Source organism: Paraburkholderia sp. BR10954 (genome assembly GCF_040965775.1).
Lineage (GTDB): Bacteria > Pseudomonadota > Gammaproteobacteria > Burkholderiales > Burkholderiaceae > Paraburkholderia > Paraburkholderia youngii.
This window is the reverse complement of the sequence record NZ_JBFRCK010000002.1, coordinates 12551-30882: the sequence shown is the minus strand read 5'-3', so window position 1 is coordinate 30882 and position 18332 is coordinate 12551. Positions and strand designations below refer to the sequence as shown.

17 protein-coding genes and 4 pseudogenes are annotated in these 18332 nt (G+C 59.4%); 5 read left to right on the top strand and 16 right to left on the bottom strand.

Annotated features, from left to right (window positions below):
• Positions 1–40: 40 nt before the first annotated feature.
• Both AB4Y34_RS02840 and AB4Y34_RS02835 read right to left on the bottom strand, forming a co-directional pair.
• Positions 41–188, bottom strand: a pseudogene (locus AB4Y34_RS02840) (IS5/IS1182 family transposase); the annotation flags it as partial.
• Between the two features lie 42 nt (positions 189–230).
• Entirely contained in the window at positions 231–1457 is a 1227-nt protein-coding gene (locus AB4Y34_RS02835; protein ID WP_368715193.1) for a glycoside hydrolase family 26 protein, read from the bottom strand.
• 633 nt (positions 1458–2090) lie between these two features.
• Between AB4Y34_RS02835 and AB4Y34_RS02830 the strand changes: the two are divergent.
• Positions 2091–2889, top strand: a pseudogene (locus AB4Y34_RS02830) (IS5 family transposase).
• Positions 2890–3671: 782 nt separating this feature from the next.
• Here the strand turns inward: AB4Y34_RS02830 and AB4Y34_RS02825 are convergent.
• The 10 genes and pseudogenes from AB4Y34_RS02825 to AB4Y34_RS02780 all read right to left on the bottom strand — a co-directional run.
• Positions 3672–3944, bottom strand: a pseudogene (locus tag AB4Y34_RS02825) (IS110 family transposase); the annotation flags it as partial.
• Between the two features lie 38 nt (positions 3945–3982).
• Positions 3983–5548 carry a transposase family protein gene (locus tag AB4Y34_RS02820; RefSeq protein ID WP_368715192.1) on the bottom strand — a complete coding sequence of 522 codons (1566 nt, stop codon included), beginning with the start codon at positions 5546–5548 and terminating at the stop codon, positions 3983–3985.
• A 596-nt stretch (positions 5549–6144) separates the two neighbouring features.
• Complete coding sequence (locus AB4Y34_RS02815; RefSeq protein ID WP_368715420.1) at positions 6145–6810, bottom strand: transposase; 666 nt, start codon at positions 6808–6810, stop codon at positions 6145–6147.
• Between the two features lie 24 nt (positions 6811–6834).
• Complete coding sequence (locus AB4Y34_RS02810; protein ID WP_368715191.1) at positions 6835–7098, bottom strand: hypothetical protein; 264 nt, start codon at positions 7096–7098, stop codon at positions 6835–6837.
• The gene (locus tag AB4Y34_RS02805; RefSeq protein ID WP_368367252.1) at positions 7098–7241 is read right to left on the bottom strand and encodes a galactose oxidase-like domain-containing protein; all 144 of its coding nucleotides are present in this window, start codon (positions 7239–7241) and stop codon (positions 7098–7100) included. The genes AB4Y34_RS02810 and AB4Y34_RS02805 overlap by 1 nt, the downstream gene beginning before the upstream one ends.
• Positions 7238–7588 (bottom strand): hypothetical protein, encoded by a 351-nt coding sequence (locus AB4Y34_RS02800; protein ID WP_368715190.1) that lies wholly within the window; start codon positions 7586–7588, stop codon positions 7238–7240. The genes AB4Y34_RS02805 and AB4Y34_RS02800 overlap by 4 nt, the downstream gene beginning before the upstream one ends.
• A gap of 56 nt (positions 7589–7644) precedes the next feature.
• Positions 7645–7923: a hypothetical protein gene (locus AB4Y34_RS02795; RefSeq protein WP_368715189.1), complete on the bottom strand. Its 279-nt coding sequence runs from the start codon at positions 7921–7923 to the stop codon at positions 7645–7647.
• 283 nt (positions 7924–8206) lie between these two features.
• Positions 8207–8617, bottom strand: a complete 411-nt coding sequence (locus AB4Y34_RS02790; RefSeq protein ID WP_368715188.1) for an RICIN domain-containing protein — start codon at positions 8615–8617, stop codon at positions 8207–8209.
• Between the two features lie 68 nt (positions 8618–8685).
• Entirely contained in the window at positions 8686–9330 is a 645-nt protein-coding gene (locus AB4Y34_RS02785) for an SCO family protein (protein ID WP_368715187.1), read from the bottom strand.
• A gap of 611 nt (positions 9331–9941) precedes the next feature.
• A pseudogene (locus AB4Y34_RS02780) lies at positions 9942–10636 on the bottom strand (IS110 family transposase); the annotation flags it as partial.
• On the opposite strand from AB4Y34_RS02780, the gene AB4Y34_RS02775 reads away from it, so the two are divergent.
• Complete coding sequence (locus tag AB4Y34_RS02775) at positions 10595–11470, top strand: glycosyl hydrolase (protein WP_368715186.1); 876 nt, start codon at positions 10595–10597, stop codon at positions 11468–11470. The pseudogene AB4Y34_RS02780 and the gene AB4Y34_RS02775 overlap by 42 nt on opposite strands.
• 105 nt (positions 11471–11575) lie before the next feature.
• Here AB4Y34_RS02775 and AB4Y34_RS02770 read toward each other — a convergent pair whose 3' ends face one another.
• The 3 genes from AB4Y34_RS02770 to AB4Y34_RS02760 all read right to left on the bottom strand — a co-directional run bounded on the left by AB4Y34_RS02770 (position 11576) and on the right by AB4Y34_RS02760 (position 13536).
• On the bottom strand, positions 11576–11749 hold the full coding sequence (locus tag AB4Y34_RS02770) for a hypothetical protein (RefSeq protein WP_176380577.1): 174 nt from the start codon (positions 11747–11749) through the stop codon (positions 11576–11578).
• A gap of 38 nt (positions 11750–11787) precedes the next feature.
• Positions 11788–12573, bottom strand: coding sequence for a hypothetical protein (locus AB4Y34_RS02765; RefSeq protein WP_368715185.1), 786 nt, complete (start codon positions 12571–12573; stop codon positions 11788–11790).
• Between the two features lie 90 nt (positions 12574–12663).
• Positions 12664–13536, bottom strand: a complete 873-nt coding sequence (locus AB4Y34_RS02760; RefSeq protein ID WP_176380575.1) for an endonuclease/exonuclease/phosphatase family protein — start codon at positions 13534–13536, stop codon at positions 12664–12666.
• A 247-nt stretch (positions 13537–13783) separates the two neighbouring features.
• Between AB4Y34_RS02760 and AB4Y34_RS02755 the strand changes: the two genes are divergently transcribed.
• A complete protein-coding gene (locus AB4Y34_RS02755) occupies positions 13784–14476 on the top strand; it encodes a phosphatase PAP2 family protein (RefSeq protein ID WP_176380594.1) in 693 nt (230 codons plus the stop codon).
• Here the strand turns inward: AB4Y34_RS02755 and AB4Y34_RS02750 are convergent.
• Complete coding sequence (locus tag AB4Y34_RS02750) at positions 14471–15364, bottom strand: SDR family oxidoreductase (protein ID WP_176380574.1); 894 nt, start codon at positions 15362–15364, stop codon at positions 14471–14473. The genes AB4Y34_RS02755 and AB4Y34_RS02750 overlap by 6 nt on opposite strands.
• A 103-nt stretch (positions 15365–15467) precedes the next feature.
• Between AB4Y34_RS02750 and AB4Y34_RS02745 the strand changes: the two genes are divergently transcribed.
• Together AB4Y34_RS02745 and AB4Y34_RS02740 are read left to right on the top strand one after the other, a co-directional pair.
• Positions 15468–16325, top strand: coding sequence for a helix-turn-helix transcriptional regulator (locus AB4Y34_RS02745; protein WP_368715184.1), 858 nt, complete (start codon positions 15468–15470; stop codon positions 16323–16325).
• A gap of 87 nt (positions 16326–16412) precedes the next feature.
• Positions 16413–18329, top strand: a complete 1917-nt coding sequence (locus AB4Y34_RS02740) for a potassium transporter Kup (protein ID WP_368715183.1) — start codon at positions 16413–16415, stop codon at positions 18327–18329.
• The last annotated feature ends 3 nt before the right edge of the window (positions 18330–18332 follow it).

Genomic DNA, 18332 nt, shown 5'->3' with positions numbered 1-18332 from the left:
CTTTCCACTTTGGGAACTGGTCTACCAGACGGTGCACCCGCCGCACGATCCAGCGCAGCGTGTTGAACATCTCGCGCAGTTCGTAGCGGCGCTGCGGTGCGGTCCTAGTTCATCAAGGTCAGGTACGAAGCAGCGAAGTATCACTCTTCATCCGATACATCCGTTGGGTATGGCCTGCGCTTTTTCATCGTGACAGGATACTTGGTCCGACAAAGGGCGCCTAACACCTTCTAGCGAGAGAACAAGGCTTTATATTGTGTTGCCGCCAACGGTACGTTCCCAGAGAGAGGCCCTTGAATAGCAGCATTGGGCCCACCCAGGTTCGTGTTCCAGTACGAATGGTAAAGGACATTGCTACCACCTGCCATCAACCAGTTGTACATGTTTGTGATGAAGGTGGGATTATCACCATGGCCACTCGCGTCGATTGAACAGGACCATTCAGGATAGGCTTCCTTCTTGCCGTGGGCAGCAGCAAAGGCGCGAAGCTGTGTGATATTTGCTGCTCCGCTAGTGATGTCGCTCCAGCCATTGGGATTCCACTCGTCGTAGACATCCATCGACACGATATCCACACTGGCGTCGCCAGGATAGGCCGTCTGCCAGTTGAAAGTGTCGTAGGCCTGGAAGTCGGTACACCAGTCGAATCGGAGACCGGGCGCGATGGCCTTCATCAGCTGCGCGACGTGCGCGAAAGCCGCCGCGTAGCCATTAGGATCACTACGGGAATTCCATGCATACCAGTTGCCGTTATGTTCCCAGCCAAGCCGGATAATCACCTGGGCCGGATTCCCAATGGACTTGATGTTGTTGGCCAGTGCCTGCCATGTCGCATCCTGTGCCCCCCCTGCGATGCTTGCAAATGTATCCGATCCCAGCAGCAGCGGAACGGACATAACTTCATAGCGACCAGGCTGTGCAATCCATGTCTGTGTGGCAGACAGGAAATACGGTGTGGCTACGTCTGACCATGAATCGCGGGCGGTGAACGTCAGCCGATACAGGTCCGGCTTGCCAAGCCATGCACTGAATGCGGCATAAAGCGAAACATCGTTGTCGCCTTCACAATGTACGCCGATCGCAGGTCCCGTGGATGATGCGACGCGGGGGTCCGAGGAAGTGTTCCACGTACTGCCCGACCACACCCACCAGCTTCCATAGGCAGATTGGTAGATGTTGCCGCCGTACAGCAGCAGTAGGGTGACGTTCTGTGAGAACCCCGCCTTCGCGCTTCCCTTGTATATCACGCCGTTCTTTACCGTCCACGTATTGCCGGAGGCGTCGATGATCGACGAGGCGGGCGGAATGGTCGTGCCATCGGGTGACGGTCGCTGTGCGGCATTGGCTAATGCTTCTGGCGAAGCGGCTCCAGAGTCGGTTCCGCCCCCGCATGCCGTCAAGATATAGCTACCAACAACTGCTGTGGCACCAGTAAGAAATTGGCGACGTTTTAGCATATGAATAATCCTTTATGTAAATGCCATTAGTAGTCCAAATTACAAGCAAGATAAATTCGCCTGAGGCATCGGACCGGTCCGATGGCGCGATTGTCTAAAATTTCAGGGGGAGAAGCGCAGGCAACCGGCGCAGTGAAAACGTTCGCACCAAGATGAGTACTTGACCTCGGGACAAGCCTTCGCGGCGCGCGCTGCGGTCAGGGAAAAGAGAGCTGGTGCTCTTGTGCGGCATTGGCTAATACTTCTGCGAAGCGGCTCCAGAGTCGGTCCCGCCCCCGCAACGACGACGTTTTAGCATATGGATAATCCTTTTATGTAAGTTCCGTTAGTAGTCCAAATTAGGACCCGCCAGAACAGTAGATTCAAAATAAGTCCGACTACGTTTGACTTCACCGCCGCTGGATCGAAATCACTAAGCCCATGGAACCAGAATAGGCGAGCAACCCCGCGAAAACTATTTTACGAAAGTTGGCTGCGTCCCTACCCGAACATAAATGCGCTTACACGCTCGATAATCGGGAAATCCAGAAGGCTCGTTGACCGGGTACCTGCGAAGAAATCGCGACGTCATACAGCGGAAGTCGGTTCTAGACGGTGTTATGACCTTTCGGCCAGACCTGGTATCCTGGCCGGATGAAAAAATGCAGACCCTACCCAACGGATATGTCGGATGAAGAATGGTACTTCGCTGCTCCGTACCTGGCCGTTGATGAGCAAGGACGCGCCACAGCGCAGATACGAATTGCGCGAAATGTTCAACGCTTTGCGCTGGATTGTCCGCGCGGGTGCGCCGTGGCGTCTGCTGCCCAATGCCTTTCCGACTTGGAAGACGGTCTACCAGCAGACGCAACGCTGGATTCAGGCGGACTGTTTTGAAGCCATGGTCCATGACCTGCGCTCGATCATCCGGGTGGCGCAGGATCGTCGAGGTCAGCCCAGTGCAGTGATCCTTGATGGCCGGACGCTGCAATCGAGCGGACCGCGTGCAGGCTATGACGGGTACAAACGCAAGAAAGGCAGCAAGGTGCACATCGCGGTTGATACCTTGGGGCAACTGCTCGCAGTGCATGTGACGCCGGCCAACGAACAGGAGCGTGCACAGGTTGGAGAACTGGCGCGGCAGGTCCAGCAGGTTACGGGTCAGACTGTCAAGGTAGCATTCGCGGATCAGGCGTACACCAGCGAAGCGCCCGCGCAGGCGGCACTCGACGAGGGCATTGAGCTTCAGGTCATCAAGCTGTCCGAGGCGAAAAAGGGCTTTGTACTGTTGCCACGTCGCTGGGTGGTTGAGCGCAGCTTTGGCTGGCTTAACCGCTTCCGCCGATTGGCCAGGGATTACGAGCGATTGCCGGAAACCCTGGCTGGCTTGCACTTTGTCGTGTTTTCCGTGCTTATTCTTGGTCACTTTGCATCCCTTACCAAAAGTGCATAACACCGTCTAGACAGCGGTGATCCGTCTATTCCAAAGGAGTCGCCAACTAGGGGCCGTCGTCTTTCTGGGCTGCGCTTTGGAGTCCGCCTTACCGGCACGAACGGTAGGTAGATATCAAAGACCCGAGGCGACGCCAATACGTTAGGCGGAAGTACAAGGTTATTTTGCTTGCATTACGGAGTGCAAAATGAACTCCGTGTTGTCCCAAAAAAACCTTGCGCCGCTCAGCAAGCTACTCGCCTTGACTTCGCGATTTAGGGGTAAATCCTACCTTCAACATCGGCGCAGGGAAAGACTGCAACAGTCTTTTTCGGCCAAAAAGCAGAATTTCTCTCTAATCTCCCGGTCCGATCGCAAAACATTTGGACTTTTTGTGGCGTTATGCGGGTGGGACGCCCCATCTCCAGGGCTTCGACTCAAGTAGGCCTCGTTTACGCGACGCTATCAACTGAAGATTCGGCGATGAAATAGTGATATCCGTATCTAGAGCGCAGTCTTCGTAATTGAAGCGTGCCGCACCTTCCGACGCCAGCAGGCGATTCGCAACGCGCGCAAGTGAATCTACTCGGGGCGGCGCAGCTGTAGTGTCGACGGTAGATCCGGCTGATATCCGTGGGTTGGTTACCACATTACAGGGTTCCGTCTTGTGAACGTGCCGCGCTCTATGATCGAGAGTCTGCCCCGTGGGGTGTCTCGTAGAATCTTCGCGGATTGTTCACGGACCGTGCTGCGCCGTCCTCAGCAGACTCTTCTTCCTCCGTTGAATGCGCAATGTGCTGCGATCAGTGCGTGTACGGTTGCGGCTCAGGCGCGGGTGGGGTCATTCGCGCGAATGCGGCCAGCTCCCGGGCGATGGCGATTACGGCAACGTTGCGATGCTTGCCACGCGCAACCAGTCTTCGATATCGCTTGCACAGCCGCAGTTGTGCGTCCCGCGCGCGATCGATGATCGCCTTGGGTAAACCGTCGTGGCGTTGCTGGATGGCGGGGCTCACCTTGGCGAGGTGACGGTATGACCAGGCTGCTGCGACCAGCAGGTGACGCGTGTGGCGTGACAATCTGGATGAGAGACGTGTTGCCTCACGGGATGATGTTACTCCCGGGTAATTGTCGCTCTCCGATTGTTTTGCGATGAAGGCTGGTGCTGCGTAGCAGCGCCAGCCTTCATCGCGTCGGCGTCGCCGAGTATCCTGATCACCAGTTCCCTCGCGCGATTCGATCTCCATGCCTTTACGCGGCGCTGCAGTGTACGCAGTTGGGCACCAGAATACATTGCCGGTGCCATGGCGACTAGACGCTCATGTAGCTTCTTCGCCGGGATGCCGGGCTCTCCTTCAAGCCATTGCTGTACTGTCGGCCAAGTGTGCTCGAACGGATCTTCCCGGCTGCGCCAGTCATGTGGCACCCGCGCTTTTCGATGATGCGTCGGTCTTACCTCGCCGTCCTGCCACGCTGTCCCAAGACTCGCCAGGAAATCCGTGAGGGAAACGCGTCCAGGTTTTTTTGCCTCCTTCGGCGCAGTGCCTAATTCGCTGCATTGCGCGACATGCTGCTGCGCTTCGCGCATTCGGCTCAGGAGGTCCAGCGGGTCGAGTGCCCGAAACTGAGCACGTAGTTTGCGTTTGGTTGCTTTGGGCACCGATGCCGAGCGCAGGACGCGCTCAAGTGGCGTCAAGGGCGCTTCATATCGCTTCGTGAACCTCGCGCCATGACGTGTCTTGGATTTCAGCTTGAATGAAGGCTGGAAGAAGTTAATGTACAGACGCGACACCTGGTAAAGGGATGCAAGGGTTTCCGTGGCTGCAAGTCCACGCAACCTGCCATACCCGACGAGGCGGCGCACGACTGATCCATTCTTTTGCTCGACCCACGCCTGGTCATTTTTCTTGTAGGCACGTGAGCGTGTCAGCTCGATACCAGTCGCCTTGCAGAAGTCGAACATGGCCTCGTTCATGAAGGCTGTATCGTTATCGCAATCCAGACCGCGAAGCGGAAACAAGACTCGGCTAACCCGTTCGATATGCTCGAGAACGAGCGCACCGCTTCGATAGGGCATTGCCAGGGATTCGGTCCAGCCGGTCGCGATATCGGTCATCACGAGACTGTGCACGAAGTCGCCGTCGATCTTGGTGCCACCGCAATGCTCGACGAAATCAACCTCAAGATAGCCGGGTAGCGGATTATTCCAGTCAGAGAAGGTCCGGATAGGCACCGCACGGCGTATCGCATTGCCGATTCCGCCAGCGCGCCGGCGTTGACCCGCGAAAGCCTGTTCGCGCACGTCACGCAGCAGCCGGTCAATGGTGGCGGCGCTGATCTGGTTCAGCCGCAGGCGAACCTCCTTCGAGAGCGACAGGTGACCATGCCTTGTCATCGCGTCGATCACCGTTGGGATGAGCGCCTTGAGCCGTTTGCCGCAGATCCTGTCGGCAGCCTCCCACAGCGTGATCAGCGCGGCCCGCACCTCATCGTCATAGCGTCGCTGGGGGCCGGGCTTCTTCCTCGAAGCCGCAGGCTCGCGACACAGCACACGGATAGCGTGCTTGCGGTGATACCCAGTCACCTGAACAAACTCGTCCAGTATCTCGCGCTTATCGTTCCGGTCAGAACGGCGGTACCGCTCACCGACTGCCTCAGTCAATTCCCGTCGTGTTGTCATGCTGAGCCGCCTCGTCATAAGTCGTCCCCGCCAGCATTCTGACGGGTAGCAAAATGGAAAGGACGCCTCCCCCCCCGCAAGGGCCGACGGATATATGGGCGATGAGGCGGCGAGGTGGGCGGTTTTCGCAGCCGACGACACCAAATGTGTGAAAGTGCCAGTTCTGAAACCACCACTCAAGCTCAGGAGAACACGAATGGAATTTACCGCTGTCGGCGTCGACGTTGCTAAACGAGTGTTCCAGTTGCACTAGGTCGAGCCGAAGACCGCGGAGATACGCTCGACGCCTCGCAGGCCTGCAAGGGCGCTCCCTGGGTCATCAAGGCTGCCGATCTGCAGCACCCTGAGGTACAGAGGGGTTCGTTCGGGACGTCGCGGCGCCCGCTACCAGAAGACCCGCAGCAAATTCCCCTTGAACTTCAGTAACGTGGTGAGCTGAGCACTATGTCGCGTACTCGGTTGGCCCCATGAGAATCAGGTTGGCGCCGTTGCGCAGCCAGCCGTCGCCAGCGCAAAGTGCCGAGACGTGCTCGCGGGCTTTGTCAAATTGAAGGAAGATGACCGTACGAATTGGCAGTCCGGAGGATTCCTTCTGATTACCGGGTGTGCTTGACCAGGTCGGCTGCGCTCCAGCCATACCAGCCGTCGAGACGTTGCTTCAGATGGGCACGGTGAGTAGCAGCTTCCATGCGGTGACGGGGTAAGGCGAAGTGTTGTCGGATCGGTCCGAAGCTCGACAGAAAGCGCTGCGTGCGTCGTGGATCACGGAAACCCTGCATCTGGCGCTCACGCCGGCGCGTCGGCTGGTGGCTGTTTTCCGCCCGGTCGTTCACCCGGGCCGAAGCCTTCACGAACACGTGTTTCACATTCGCCAGCTGTGGCACCTCGGCCTTTGCCGCCGGGTAGCTGCGCAACTGGTCGGTGACGACCTTCCGGGGCACCGGGTGGTCCAGTTCAGTCCCATGTTCGTCCATCGCGCGCCACAGCACGTATGGCTCCCCGCGCAGTTTCACGAACACCTCATCCAAATGCCACGTCGTGCCCGATCGCGGCCGGACTGCTTTGGCCCGGCAGGCGAACGTCGCACCAAACCGGTCGCACCGGTTGCGCATCGACTCATATGTGACCACCACACCACGTTCGGGCAGCAATTCCTCGATGTCGCGCAGGCTCAGATTGAAGCGATGGTACCAGCGTACCGCGCAGCTGATGACCGCGGATGGGAAACGGAAACCGTGATACGGCGAGGTGCTCTTTTTAATTTCGCCATTCTACCCAGCCCGCCTTCAAGTTGACATTGCCGTCAACGGTGGTGCGAATGCGTCGGCCGCGCCGGTTTGCGAATGGCAGTTCGCGCAACGGGTAGTCGAGCCGGGCAGCAAATGATCGTCGTCGCGCAATTGCGCCGCGATCGAATGCTGCGCGTTGAAGATCGCGCACCCGAGATCCTTTGGCCCGCAAAGCGGCGCGGCGTGCGCAACATACATGATGCTCGCCAACCCGAGCATTAGCGCCACACGCGCCGCGGTCCGCCCTGACAGTATCGCCATCACTGGATCTGCACCGTACGCGAAACGCTCGGCACGCCTTTCGCGTTCAGGCCAAACAGCATGTAGTAGCCGGGCACGACTATTCCCGGATCGGAAGGAATATTGATCAGATATTCACCCGCCGTTCCTACCGTGAAAGTCACGGGTACCCGCCGCGCTCGTTGTTGACCGCGTGGGTCGACGAAGACAAGCGCATCAACGCAAAGGCCGTGATGCCACTGCTGCCCGTCACGGCGATCGATGTCCCGAGCTGTGCTGTGGTCGGCGCGGCTGTGAGGGTCGGTCGGGTTGCCGGCGAGCCGTCCGCGTTCAGCAGGTACGGCGGCGTCAGTATTTCGAGGTTCGTATGATTTGTCGAGCAACTTCCGCACAGTCCACCGCCGCCGCTCAATACGCGACCGTCCGGCAACAGCAGTCCGATGCTGTGATAGTTACGCGGCACGGCTTGCGGCGGGAGCACCGAAAAAGTCTTCGTGGTAGGGTCCCACAACTCTGGCGCCAGCACGGCGGTGTCGTCCGAAAACGTTATCGGGTACGCCTCTCCACCTAAGACCACCACCTGGCCGTCGGCAAGACCACGCTGGTGTGAAAGGCGCGGCGGTAATTCATCGGCGTAAGCGCTCGCGTCACCGCGGTGCCGCTACTGATGTCGATTAGCGTGGCGTCCGCAGTCGCGTTGGCATACTCGTAGTTCGTCGCACCGCATGCAGCCAGGATCTTGCCGATATCGTACATAACGGCGTTGCCGTTCATCGCATCGGTATCGCTGCCCCGGTTGCCGGCAGGCGTCACGTTGCCCCCGCCGGCGGTATCGAACCAGTGCATGGCAACGCTCGGACCGGCGTGGAAGACTCGCCCATTTGCCACCGCAAACAGCCATGCATGATTGTCGGAGCGGAAAATGCCAGCGCGTCATTCGTGAGGATGTAGTCGGCGAGAATCGCGCTGTTGACCTGCCAACCCGTACTCGGTGACCAGGTCTCGCAGGTCTTGCCGCCTTCGCCTCCGTTCCACGAACCACCCACCAGGAATACGTTGCCATTGCTCAGCGTTACGCTGATGTCTGCAGCGCGCCGCCGCTGCAAGGCTGCTGCGTGATCTGCGCGCCCTATGCCGTGAGACTCGCAACCGCCAGACACAAGTTGCTCTGCGACGCGACGATCGCAAAGCCGCCACCTTGCGGTATGAGCTGAAAGCTTTGATTCGCCTGGCCATTGCAGGTCCACTGGTCCGCTCCAGCGCCGGCGTCCGTGCTTACACCGTAGATGTCGAGGCAAAGATTGCTGTTTACGTTGACGAACTGATAAACCCCGTTGTTCTGGGTCAGTGTCCAAAGCTCGTTATTCTGCCCATGGAAGGTCCACTGGATGACCGCGGCGCCAGGCGTTGTCGATTGGGCGTCCACATCGGCGCACAAGCTGGTGCCGTTAACGGTGATCGTGCTCGATGTCTGCGCTTGCGCAGTCGTGGAGTACATTGAAAGCACCGGCAAGAATGCAATTAACAGCAATGCTCTCACGCACCTGTCGAATCACTGCGACATGAACCTAAGCGATTTTTTTCGTGACATGTTCTCAGTCCAATAGGTTACACACGCCCTAATGCGCCCAGTACCTCGCAAACTTGATTCGCGCGGGGCAGGTCATCGCTTCGCCAGCGCAACATTGCGTTAGCGTCGAAGCAGTAGATTTGGGTCGAGTGATCGGCAATGTTGCCGAGCGGCAAGGTGCTGCCCGAAAGCGCTGTGCGCATCCGGTCGACGTCCTGCAACGTCGGCGTGGCCGCCCACCATTCGGGTCCGGCCTGGAAGCGCTTGAGCCATGCGTGCAACGCAGGCGGCGAGTCGGAAAGCGGATCGATTCCGATCGACACCAACTGAACGGGATAGCGATGCTGCAACTGCGATATCCGTTGCTGAACGGTGCTGAACAGCGCACCTTGCAAAGGACAAACTGAACTGCATCCTGTGTAAATCGTCTGCAACGCAGTCACTTTTCGATGCAACAGGTCGGTTAGAAGCTGCTTCTGGCCGCTTTGATCGATCACCCAGTAGTCGTCGAGACGAATAGGCGGCGTGACGAGTCCCACGCTTGCGTGCTGCGCATATAGCGGAAAGGAAATGCCGGCTAACGCCGCCGCCGATACTCCACGCAACAGCGCACGGCGACTCGGGCTTCGTACCGGCGCGCGCGCGCGCAACGCCGCGCGACCCGGCGCGTGTTGATGAAACATGAATGTAATCTCCCGCAAGGTGTAACGATCTTCAGAACTATTCGTCGCCATCTCTCACTGCTGTTACCCGCGCGCCAAATGTGCAGACGTCGCGCGACGGCTAACGGTCGCTCTCTCACTGGTGAGCGTAACAGGGAACCTTCCGGAAAATGACAGCGTCTGGCCCGCGACTTGCTGCGTTTTGTGAGGTCGGCCACATAACCGTGAACCTCCAGGAACTGGCCGTTTCGAAGGCCCGACCAAAGCTCTTTTTTGACTTGCAGCTCTCGAGTTGCGCACTGAATTAGTGAATGCGGGGAGTGGAGAAGCGTTTCGCGCCGATCTTTTATTTTCAAAAGTACTAAATCGAAGCGTCGCGAGATCCGCATTTCGCGATTTATTTATTTCGAAGTGGGGCAGTCCCACCGAAGGCCTCGACGGATGCCTCTCTTACTGAAAATCATACTAACGAATTCAACCAAGTTTTCAGCCATCCCTTACCGACACGCCTCCATCTCACAGATTTCGTTGTTACGCTTGGTTACGACCAGCGGGGTAACTTTGCAATTTTCAACGAATCACCGAATCGTGCTTTTTGAATGCTTCAACGTGTTTTCGGTGCATCGCATTTAGCCCGTCTGCTTCGGCACGATACCAACCCATGCGGCGAACTCCCGGCCGGACCTGAATGCCTTCGGGTCGCCCATCGTCGCCACCGATGCCGTAGCCGTCAGCAACCCGACGCCGGGAATCTCACTGACCTTCTTCACGGACGGATCCTCCTTCCACTCGCGCATGCGACGCTCGATCTGCGCGACCTGTTGATCCAGCTCCGCCAACCCGTTCCATTGCTCGCGCAACGTGTCGATTACCACTGCGGGCAGACGTTGAGCGATCCGCTCGAGCACCGCCGGTATCTCCTTGTCCAGCTTGGCCCGCCCTTTGCCCATCACTTCACCGTATTCCGCGAGCAGTCCGCGCAGACCGTTAACCTGCATGGTGCGAAACTTCACCAACTGCTCGCGCATTCGATGTAGTGCTAGCATCGCCTGCTGCATTTCCGTCTTCACCGCCACCGGCTTGCTGGGTTGCTGGACCGCAAACCAGATTGCGCGTGCGTCGCCAGGATCTTTCTTGTTTCCGATGTTGAATGCCTTCACGGACTCGCCCGGCAAGAGCTTCACCTCGTGCCCCATTTTTGCGAGTTGCCTCGCCAATAGTGCGCGCCACCGCATGCCTCCATTCCGATCAAACAAGGTCCACGGTTATTCTTTTCCAGGTGGGCATGTATGCACCGTCTAGCGCATACCAATGCTCGGCCGCCCAGAATCCGCCGAGCGGATCGTCGCCGCGACTCGACTTCTGCGACGCGACGTTCACGAAGTATCTCGGCTCGCTGATGGACGTCGTTCTGCCCTTCACGGCTGACATCGAATTGTTCAATGAGACCAACTGGTCGTTCTCCGCTTCGGACCCGTCTTACGGCGATCCGAACGGTATTTCCGGCTACATTCTGAATCGCAGCAAGACGCTCTATTCGGAAGCCAGGCAGGTCCTGAACACGAAGAGCCAGTCGGGCTACAAAACGGTTCTGCACACTCAGGACATCTCGTGCTTCTACAACTCGGCGTATCCGAATAACGGCTGGCTACCGCCCGCAGGCAGCCAACTGATCCAGGCGACCGACTACATCAATGCCATGGGCAACAACACGAAGAGTGCTTCCAGCCCGTTGAACAACACGATCGACGTCGTTGACGTTCACCCGTACTTCGGCAGCGCCGAGTACAGCACGCTGGTGCAGGCATTCATGACTACAGTATCGAACCTCGTCAGCAGCGGTACGAAGCCGATCTGGCTGACCGAGACCAACAATGGCACCAACGGTACGGACGCCGGACAAACGGCCTCGTTCAATCAGTTGAAGATTCTGATGAACAACGGTTCGGTGGCAAAGGCGTTCTGGTATGTCGTGCGTAACGGCGATCCGAGCAATGGCGAGGGTGACGGCTACTCGATCTACGACTACAACCGTAACCTGATTCCCCCGCAGCTTGCAGCCGCGATTCAGGCCTACACGGCAACCATTCCCAGTTCGGAACGTTTCCTGTCGGGTTCTTATCTGACTCCGATCAGTAAGCCTTCCCGCTGTAACCCATGAACGAAGGGAGCGCCGACTATGGCGCTCCCTTCTTTTTTGCCGTTTGGATACACCCTGCGTGCGATCGCTCACGCAAGGCGGCAAACTCGTCCGACAGCGGACGAGTCAACTCAGCGCCGTGCCTTTCTTCTTTTCTTCGGCTTCGGTGGCGTGAGTGCGGCGCTCCAGAACGCGGAGGCCGCGCGTTTGGCCGCCGCCGTCGTTCGTACTCGCGCCGAGTTGGCGACGGTATTGGCGCCGCTTAACCACATGCTCAGGAACGGGTTCTTCCTGGTCCATGGATTTTTCATGTCGGCCTCGATTGAACGGATTGTCAACTACCGCATCGCTCGCCCAGCAGGACGCTGCGGCAAAAAAATCACGCACAGGGCCATGAACGAAACCAGAATCACCGATGCATAGAGTCGGCTGATCTCGAGCCCACCTTGAGATACGGGTTTGTCGAGCAGATCCCCTAAGGTCGCGCCGAGCGGACGCGTCAGAATGAACGCCGCCCAGAAAATGGCGGTCCGCGACAGCCGCGACCAGTAATACAGCGCGCCGACGATCAGCAGACCCGCACCGAAGATCAAAGCGCCGTTCTCATAGCCGAGCCCCAATCCGCCTTCGTCCGATCCCGCCACCCAATCGCCCAACGCCGTACCCAGTGTCTGCGAAAAGAGGATCGTCACCCAATAGAACCACTCGGCTCTCGGCGTGGTTACGCTCTGCACTGACACCGTACCTTCCGATTTGTACCAGATCCCCAGGCTCGCAAGCAGAAGCGCGAAGACGATCATGACACCGCCAGGATAGCCAACTCCCACGGATCGATCGAAGAAGTCGGCCAGCGTGGTACCGAGCGTGGTCGTTGCGACGATGGTCGCCCAATAAAGTGTGGCATTGAACCGCTCCGCCCTGATCTGCCCTGCGACCAGCGCAATAAAAATAACTGCAAAGATCCCGGTGCCGATCAGATAACCCAATTTGAGCGACATGGTCACCCAATCGCCGCCCGTTTCACCAAGTGTCGTGGCAGCGATTTTGATGATCCAGAAGCCCAGCGTGATCTGAGGGACTTTGCTGACTGCATGCGCGCGAATCTCCGATCGGCTGCTATTCATGTGAGGTGCTCACTATTCTGGTAGCTTGAACATAGGCTCAACCATCGCAGAACAACTCTTAACAGAGCCTTAAGCATTCCCGCAGAAGTTTCAACGCAGTTCCAGCCACATCGGCTGATGATCGGACGAGCGGCTGTGCGGATCGACATCGCATGACGCAATGCGTGTGCCCAGGTCTTGCGTGACGAAAACGAAATCGCATGCGAATGGCCCGTCGGGCCATTGCTCGTGATCGTATAGGCCGACCGTCGCAGCCCGCGGCTCGCCGGGGTGCGCGCGGGCCCACGCATCGACGAAGGTCGGCGCGTCGGCGATCGGTTCGAGCATCCGGCAAAACGCGGTGTCTTCGAACGCGCTGTTGAAGTCCCCGCAGACAACCGCGCTGAGCGGACGCGTCGTATCGGCAAACGGGCTGTCCGGCTTTTCACCACGCGCGGGAAAGTGCGCGTGGTTGCATGCTTCCTGATGCAACTCGCGCAGTCTCGCCACTTGCGCGAGCCGCTGTTTCTCCGAATAGAACTCGAGGTGCGTGCTGATGACACGAATCGGACCGACGTCGGCTTCGAGCACCGCTTCGAGCGCGACGCGCAGCATCGACGGCTTGGCGGGATCGGCAGGCCACGGCAGCGAATGGCGCAGCACCTGACGAACCGGTAAGCGGGTCACGATGGCATTACCGAACTGCCGCCGATGACGGCTCGCGCCCAGCGAAGGCAGGTCGGAGCCGATCGCATCGAGCACGGTCATTTCCGGAAGCAGAGCGGCAAGTTCGGCGAACTGATCGGACGACGGCGCGCCTTTCAATCCGCCTGCAGCCGGTGCTTCATTGAAGCCGCGCGTGACTTCCTGCAGACACAGCACGTCGAAGTCGCACAACGCGCGTGCTTCCCGCACGATCCGGCCGAGGTCGACGCGGCCGTCGACACCGCAGCCCCACTGAATATTCCAGTCGACCAGTTTCATGATGGCCTCCTTGAAAGATCCGACTATCGGTCATCGCTGCGCCTGGCGCTGTTACGGAAAACAACTTCCGACAGAGCGAATTCAACCCGTATTTCGCATTGTGATGAGCGATCGCGGGGTCACCGAAAGTTAGCAATGAAATTGCCCAGTAAAAATTGTCAGTGAAAGTAAGCGCCAAAAAATCCCCCTGCGCGCGATGAATTATGCTGATACTCATCCGGCGACCGGCTCAATTTCTTTAGAAAATATGAATAGCTTCGATTTATCCATCGAAACATATCTATCCAACGTACATTTCAGTCATTTCGCGACGCTATCCATACAAGCCATCGACAACCTGTACACCTTCAAAGGTCTCGTGCTCGTTCCCGTGCTGTGGTGGATGTGGTTTCAGCAAGACGAATGCCGCGAATGGCGGCGAGAAATGGTTCTCGCGACGGTTGTCAGCGGCCTCGCGGCGCTCTTCGTCGGAAGAGTGCTGACTCACTGGTTGCCGTTCAGGGTGCGCCCCGTCTATGACCCCGAACTGCATCTGAGCTTCGCCAGCGGCGATATCAAGGACGCAGTGCTGACCAACTGGAGTTCATTCCCGAGCGATCACGCGATGCTATGGATGGCGGTCGCCACCGGGATTTTCCTCGTGTGGCGGGGCATCGGTGTGCTGGCGCTTCTCTATACCGCGCTGTTCATTTGTCTTCCGCGCGCCTATCTCGGCTTTCACTATCCGACCGATTTGCTGGTGGGCGCCGCGGTGGGGATCACGATCACCTTGATCATGACGCGCGACGCGATCCGCACGCGCTACGCGACGCCGGTGCTGCGATGGATGGACCGCCACCCGGGGCCCGCTGCGACGCTAGCCTTTATTCTGTGCCTCCAACTCGTCACACAGTTCGACGAACTGCGCAGACTCGCGAGCGGCATATTGAAACATCTATGATGGAACGTAGCGCGCTTCGTTCAGATCCGACAGTAGCGTGGGACCGGTCGGTCGCCAGCCCAAACGCGCCTGCGTCTGCGCGCTCGATGCCGGCATATCGAGCGCGGCGAAAATCGCCATCCATCCGAAGTACGCCTGCGCTTCGCCGCGCGCGATCGAGACGACCGGCAACTTCAGGCCGCGCCCCAGCGCTTCGGCGATCTCTCGTGCACTAACACCCTCTTCGCCGACCGCGTGATAGCGCGCACCGCGTTCGCCCTTCTCGATCGCAAGCCGGTACAGCCGCACCACATCCGAAAGATGCCCGGCCGGCCAGCGATTAAGTCCTTCCTCCACATATGCGCACACGCCTTTGTCCCGAGCGATCTGGATGAGCGGCGTGATGAGGCCTTGCCTGTATGGGTTATGCACTTGCGGCAAGCGCATCACCGACACGTTGACGCCGTCCTCCAGTAGCGCGTTGCCGGCCATCTCGGAGCCGATGCGCGGGTTCGGGTGGCTGGTGTTGAACACGTCCTCGGCGGCCGGCTGCCCGTTATCCCGGCTGCCGACGCCCGTGCCTGATGTGATCAGAAGCGGCCGATCCGAGCCCACCAGCGCCGAGCCAAGTGCTGCGATCGCACGTTTGTCCTTCTCGCAGTTCTCCACGAAGTGCGAGAAGTCGTGATCGAAAGCAAGGTGTATGACGGCGTCGGCCTTCGCGGCGCCGCTGCGCAGGCTGTCGGTATCTTCGAGCGTGCCCCGATGCACCTCCGCGCCCGCTGCGACGAGCGCCTGCGCGCCCTGATCGGAGCGGGTCATGCCGATCACGTGATGTCTGGCTTCGATAAGTTCGGCCACCAAAGCCGAGCCGATAAACCCGGTTGCGCCTGTCAGAAAGATTCGCATGCTCAAGTCTCCAGAATAGCCACCGACGCACTATGCGATCATTCGCTATGCTATTGAAGTAGTGAGCTTATCCCGGTAAAGCGACTAACAGGTTAATCGTCCAGTGAACACCGCCCAATCCCTCGGAGACTTTCTGCGCAGCCGCCGCACGCGGCTCGACCCGGCCAGCTTCGGCTTCTCGGGCCGCAGGCGTACGCCCGGCTTGCGCCGGGAAGAAGTCGCGCAGCGCGCGAATATCAGTTCGACCTGGTACACCTGGCTCGAGCAGGGCCGCGGCGGCGCGCCGTCCGCCGCGGTGCTGGAGCGCATCTGCGCGGCGCTGATGCTGACCAACGCGGAACGCGAACATCTGTTCATGCTGGGCCTCGGGCGCCCCCCGGAAGTGCGTTACCGCTCCACCGACGCAGTGGACCCGCGCTTGCAGCGCGTGCTCAATTCGCTCGAGGCGAGCCCGTCGATCATCAAGACCGCGACGTGGGACGTGGTCGCATGGAATCGCGCGGCAGCCGTCGTGCTGACCGACTACAGCGCGCTGCCGCCGGGCCAGCGCAACATCCTGCGCTTCCTGTTCGGCGATCCCGACGCCCGCGCAAAACAGCATGACTGGGAGAGCGTCGCCCGCTCCGTCGTAGGGACGTTCCGCGCGGACGTTGCACGCGCGGGGATCGCTTCGGAGGTGGGCGATCTGGTCGACGATCTGTGTCGCGCGAGCCCCGACTTCGAACGCATGTGGCGCGAAAACCAGGTATTCGGCCACGGCGAAGCCCAGCACGTTAAGCGCCTGCTGCATCCTGCGTTCGGAACCGTCGAAATGGAATATTCGCTGTTCGCCGTCGATGGCCGGCCAGAGCTGAGCATGCTCGTCTACACCCCGCTCGACGCGCGAATTGCCGCGCGCATCCGTAGCGCCGTTTCGGCGATGGACGAGACTGACAGCGCCGCGCCCCTGAGCACTGCGTGATCGGCTTCGACGGTCGAGCGCGGCCGACGGATCGCGCTTCGGCCCACAAATTGCTCGTACGGCATCGCACAACCTTCGTGTAAAAAAATGCCTGAGCAAAAGAGGGAGCAAAGCGACGATTCGTCGTCTCGCCGCCAGCGCGGCGGCGGCACGCTCGTGCTAGGCGCACTGGGTGTCGTATTCGGCGACATCGGCACGAGTCCCATCTACGCATTGCGCCAAGCCGCCATCGAAACCGGTTCGATCGACGTGCAGGTCGTGATGGGCACGCTGTCGATGATCGTGTGGGCCGTCGTCATCGTCGTCATACTCAAGTACGCGTGGTACGTGATGGCCGCCGACAATGAAGGCGAAGGCGGCATCATCGCACTGACGGCGCTGGTCCGATCGGGCTATGAGGACGAAGGGCGCGGGGTGCCGCGTGCGCTGCTGCTCGCGGGACTCTTCGGCGCCGCGATGTTCTATGGCGATTCGATGGTAACGCCGGCCGTATCCGTGCTGTCGGCCGTCGAGGGACTGAGCGAGATCAGTCCATCTTTCGATCCATGGGTCGTGCCGATCGCGGCAGCCATCCTGATCGCGCTCTTTTCGTTTCAGCGACGTGGCAGCTCGGTGGTCGGGCGCGCATTCGGTCCCGTGATGGCCGTGTGGTTTCTGTATCTTGCCTCGGTCGGGCTGTATCGGGTCGCGCAACATCCCGTCGTGTTGCATGCGCTATCGCCGCGATGGGCCGTATCGCTGATGGTCGGCCATCCCCGCATCGCATTCACGATTCTCGCCGCCGTGATTCTCGCGCTGACCGGAGCGGAGGCCCTGTATGCCGACATCGGTCACTTCGGACGCCGCGCGATCCGTATTGCGCTCTTCGCCATCGTGTTTCCGTCGATCATCATCGGCTACTTCGGGCAGGCAGCAACCCTGTTGTTCGTGCCCGGCTCTTTTCACCAGCCGTTCTTCCACGCTGCGCCGTCGTGGGCGCTCGTGCCGAGCGTCATCATCGCGATGCTCGCGACGATCATCGCTTCGCAAGCGGTGATTTCAGGCGCATTTTCAATGACGAGTCAGGCGATCGAACTGGGCTTTCTGCCGCGCCTGCGGGTCGTCGAAACGTCAACAGCGCAGCGCGGACAGGTCTATTCGCCCGCCGTCAACCTGATCCTGTTCGTGGCGGTGCTGTTTCTCGTGCTGGCGTTTCGAAGCTCGTCGAACCTGACTTCGGCGTACGGCATCGCAGTCGCGCTGACGATGCTGATCACCACGATCCAGATGATCAGCGTGTCGCGCAACGTCTGGCATTGGCCCCGCTACGGCGTGGCGCTCGTGAGCACGCCGTTGCTCGTCGTCGACGTGACGCTGGTATCCGCGAACGTGCCGAAAATCGCTTCCGGCGGCTGGTTTCCTGTCGCCGTCGGGCTGATTCTTTTCGTGCTGATGTCGACCTGGAATCGCGGACGCGAGATTGCCGCAACCCATGCGAACGAAGCCGATGCGCTCGACGCGTTCCTGCGCGACGCGCTAGCCGGTCCCGAACCTCCGGCTCGCGTGCCGGGCACGGCGGTTTATCCGGGCAACGCATCGGGCAAGACACCGGCGACATTCAAGAGCAACATCCGCCACAACCGCGTGCTGCACGAGACGACGATTTTCTTTGCCAACATATCGGAGTCGGCGCCGCGTATCGATGACGAAACGCGCATCGACGTGCGAGACCTCGGCAACGGATGCTTCGAGATCATTGCGCATCATGGGTTCGTCGAGCGCCCCAACCTGCCGCGACTGCTTGAATCGCTGGCGGGTCGGTTCGATGGCTGGCACTACGATCCCAGGCACACCACGTTTTTCCTGCCGCGCGATGAAGTCATCAAGGGACGTTCGCACGGCAGCATGACGCGCTGGCGCGAGGCGCTGTTCGGACAGATGGCATTTCATTCCATGCCCAGCGCGGAATACTATGGGCTTCGAGCGGAAGACGTCGTTGAACTTGGCATTCAGGTGGCGCTTTGAACC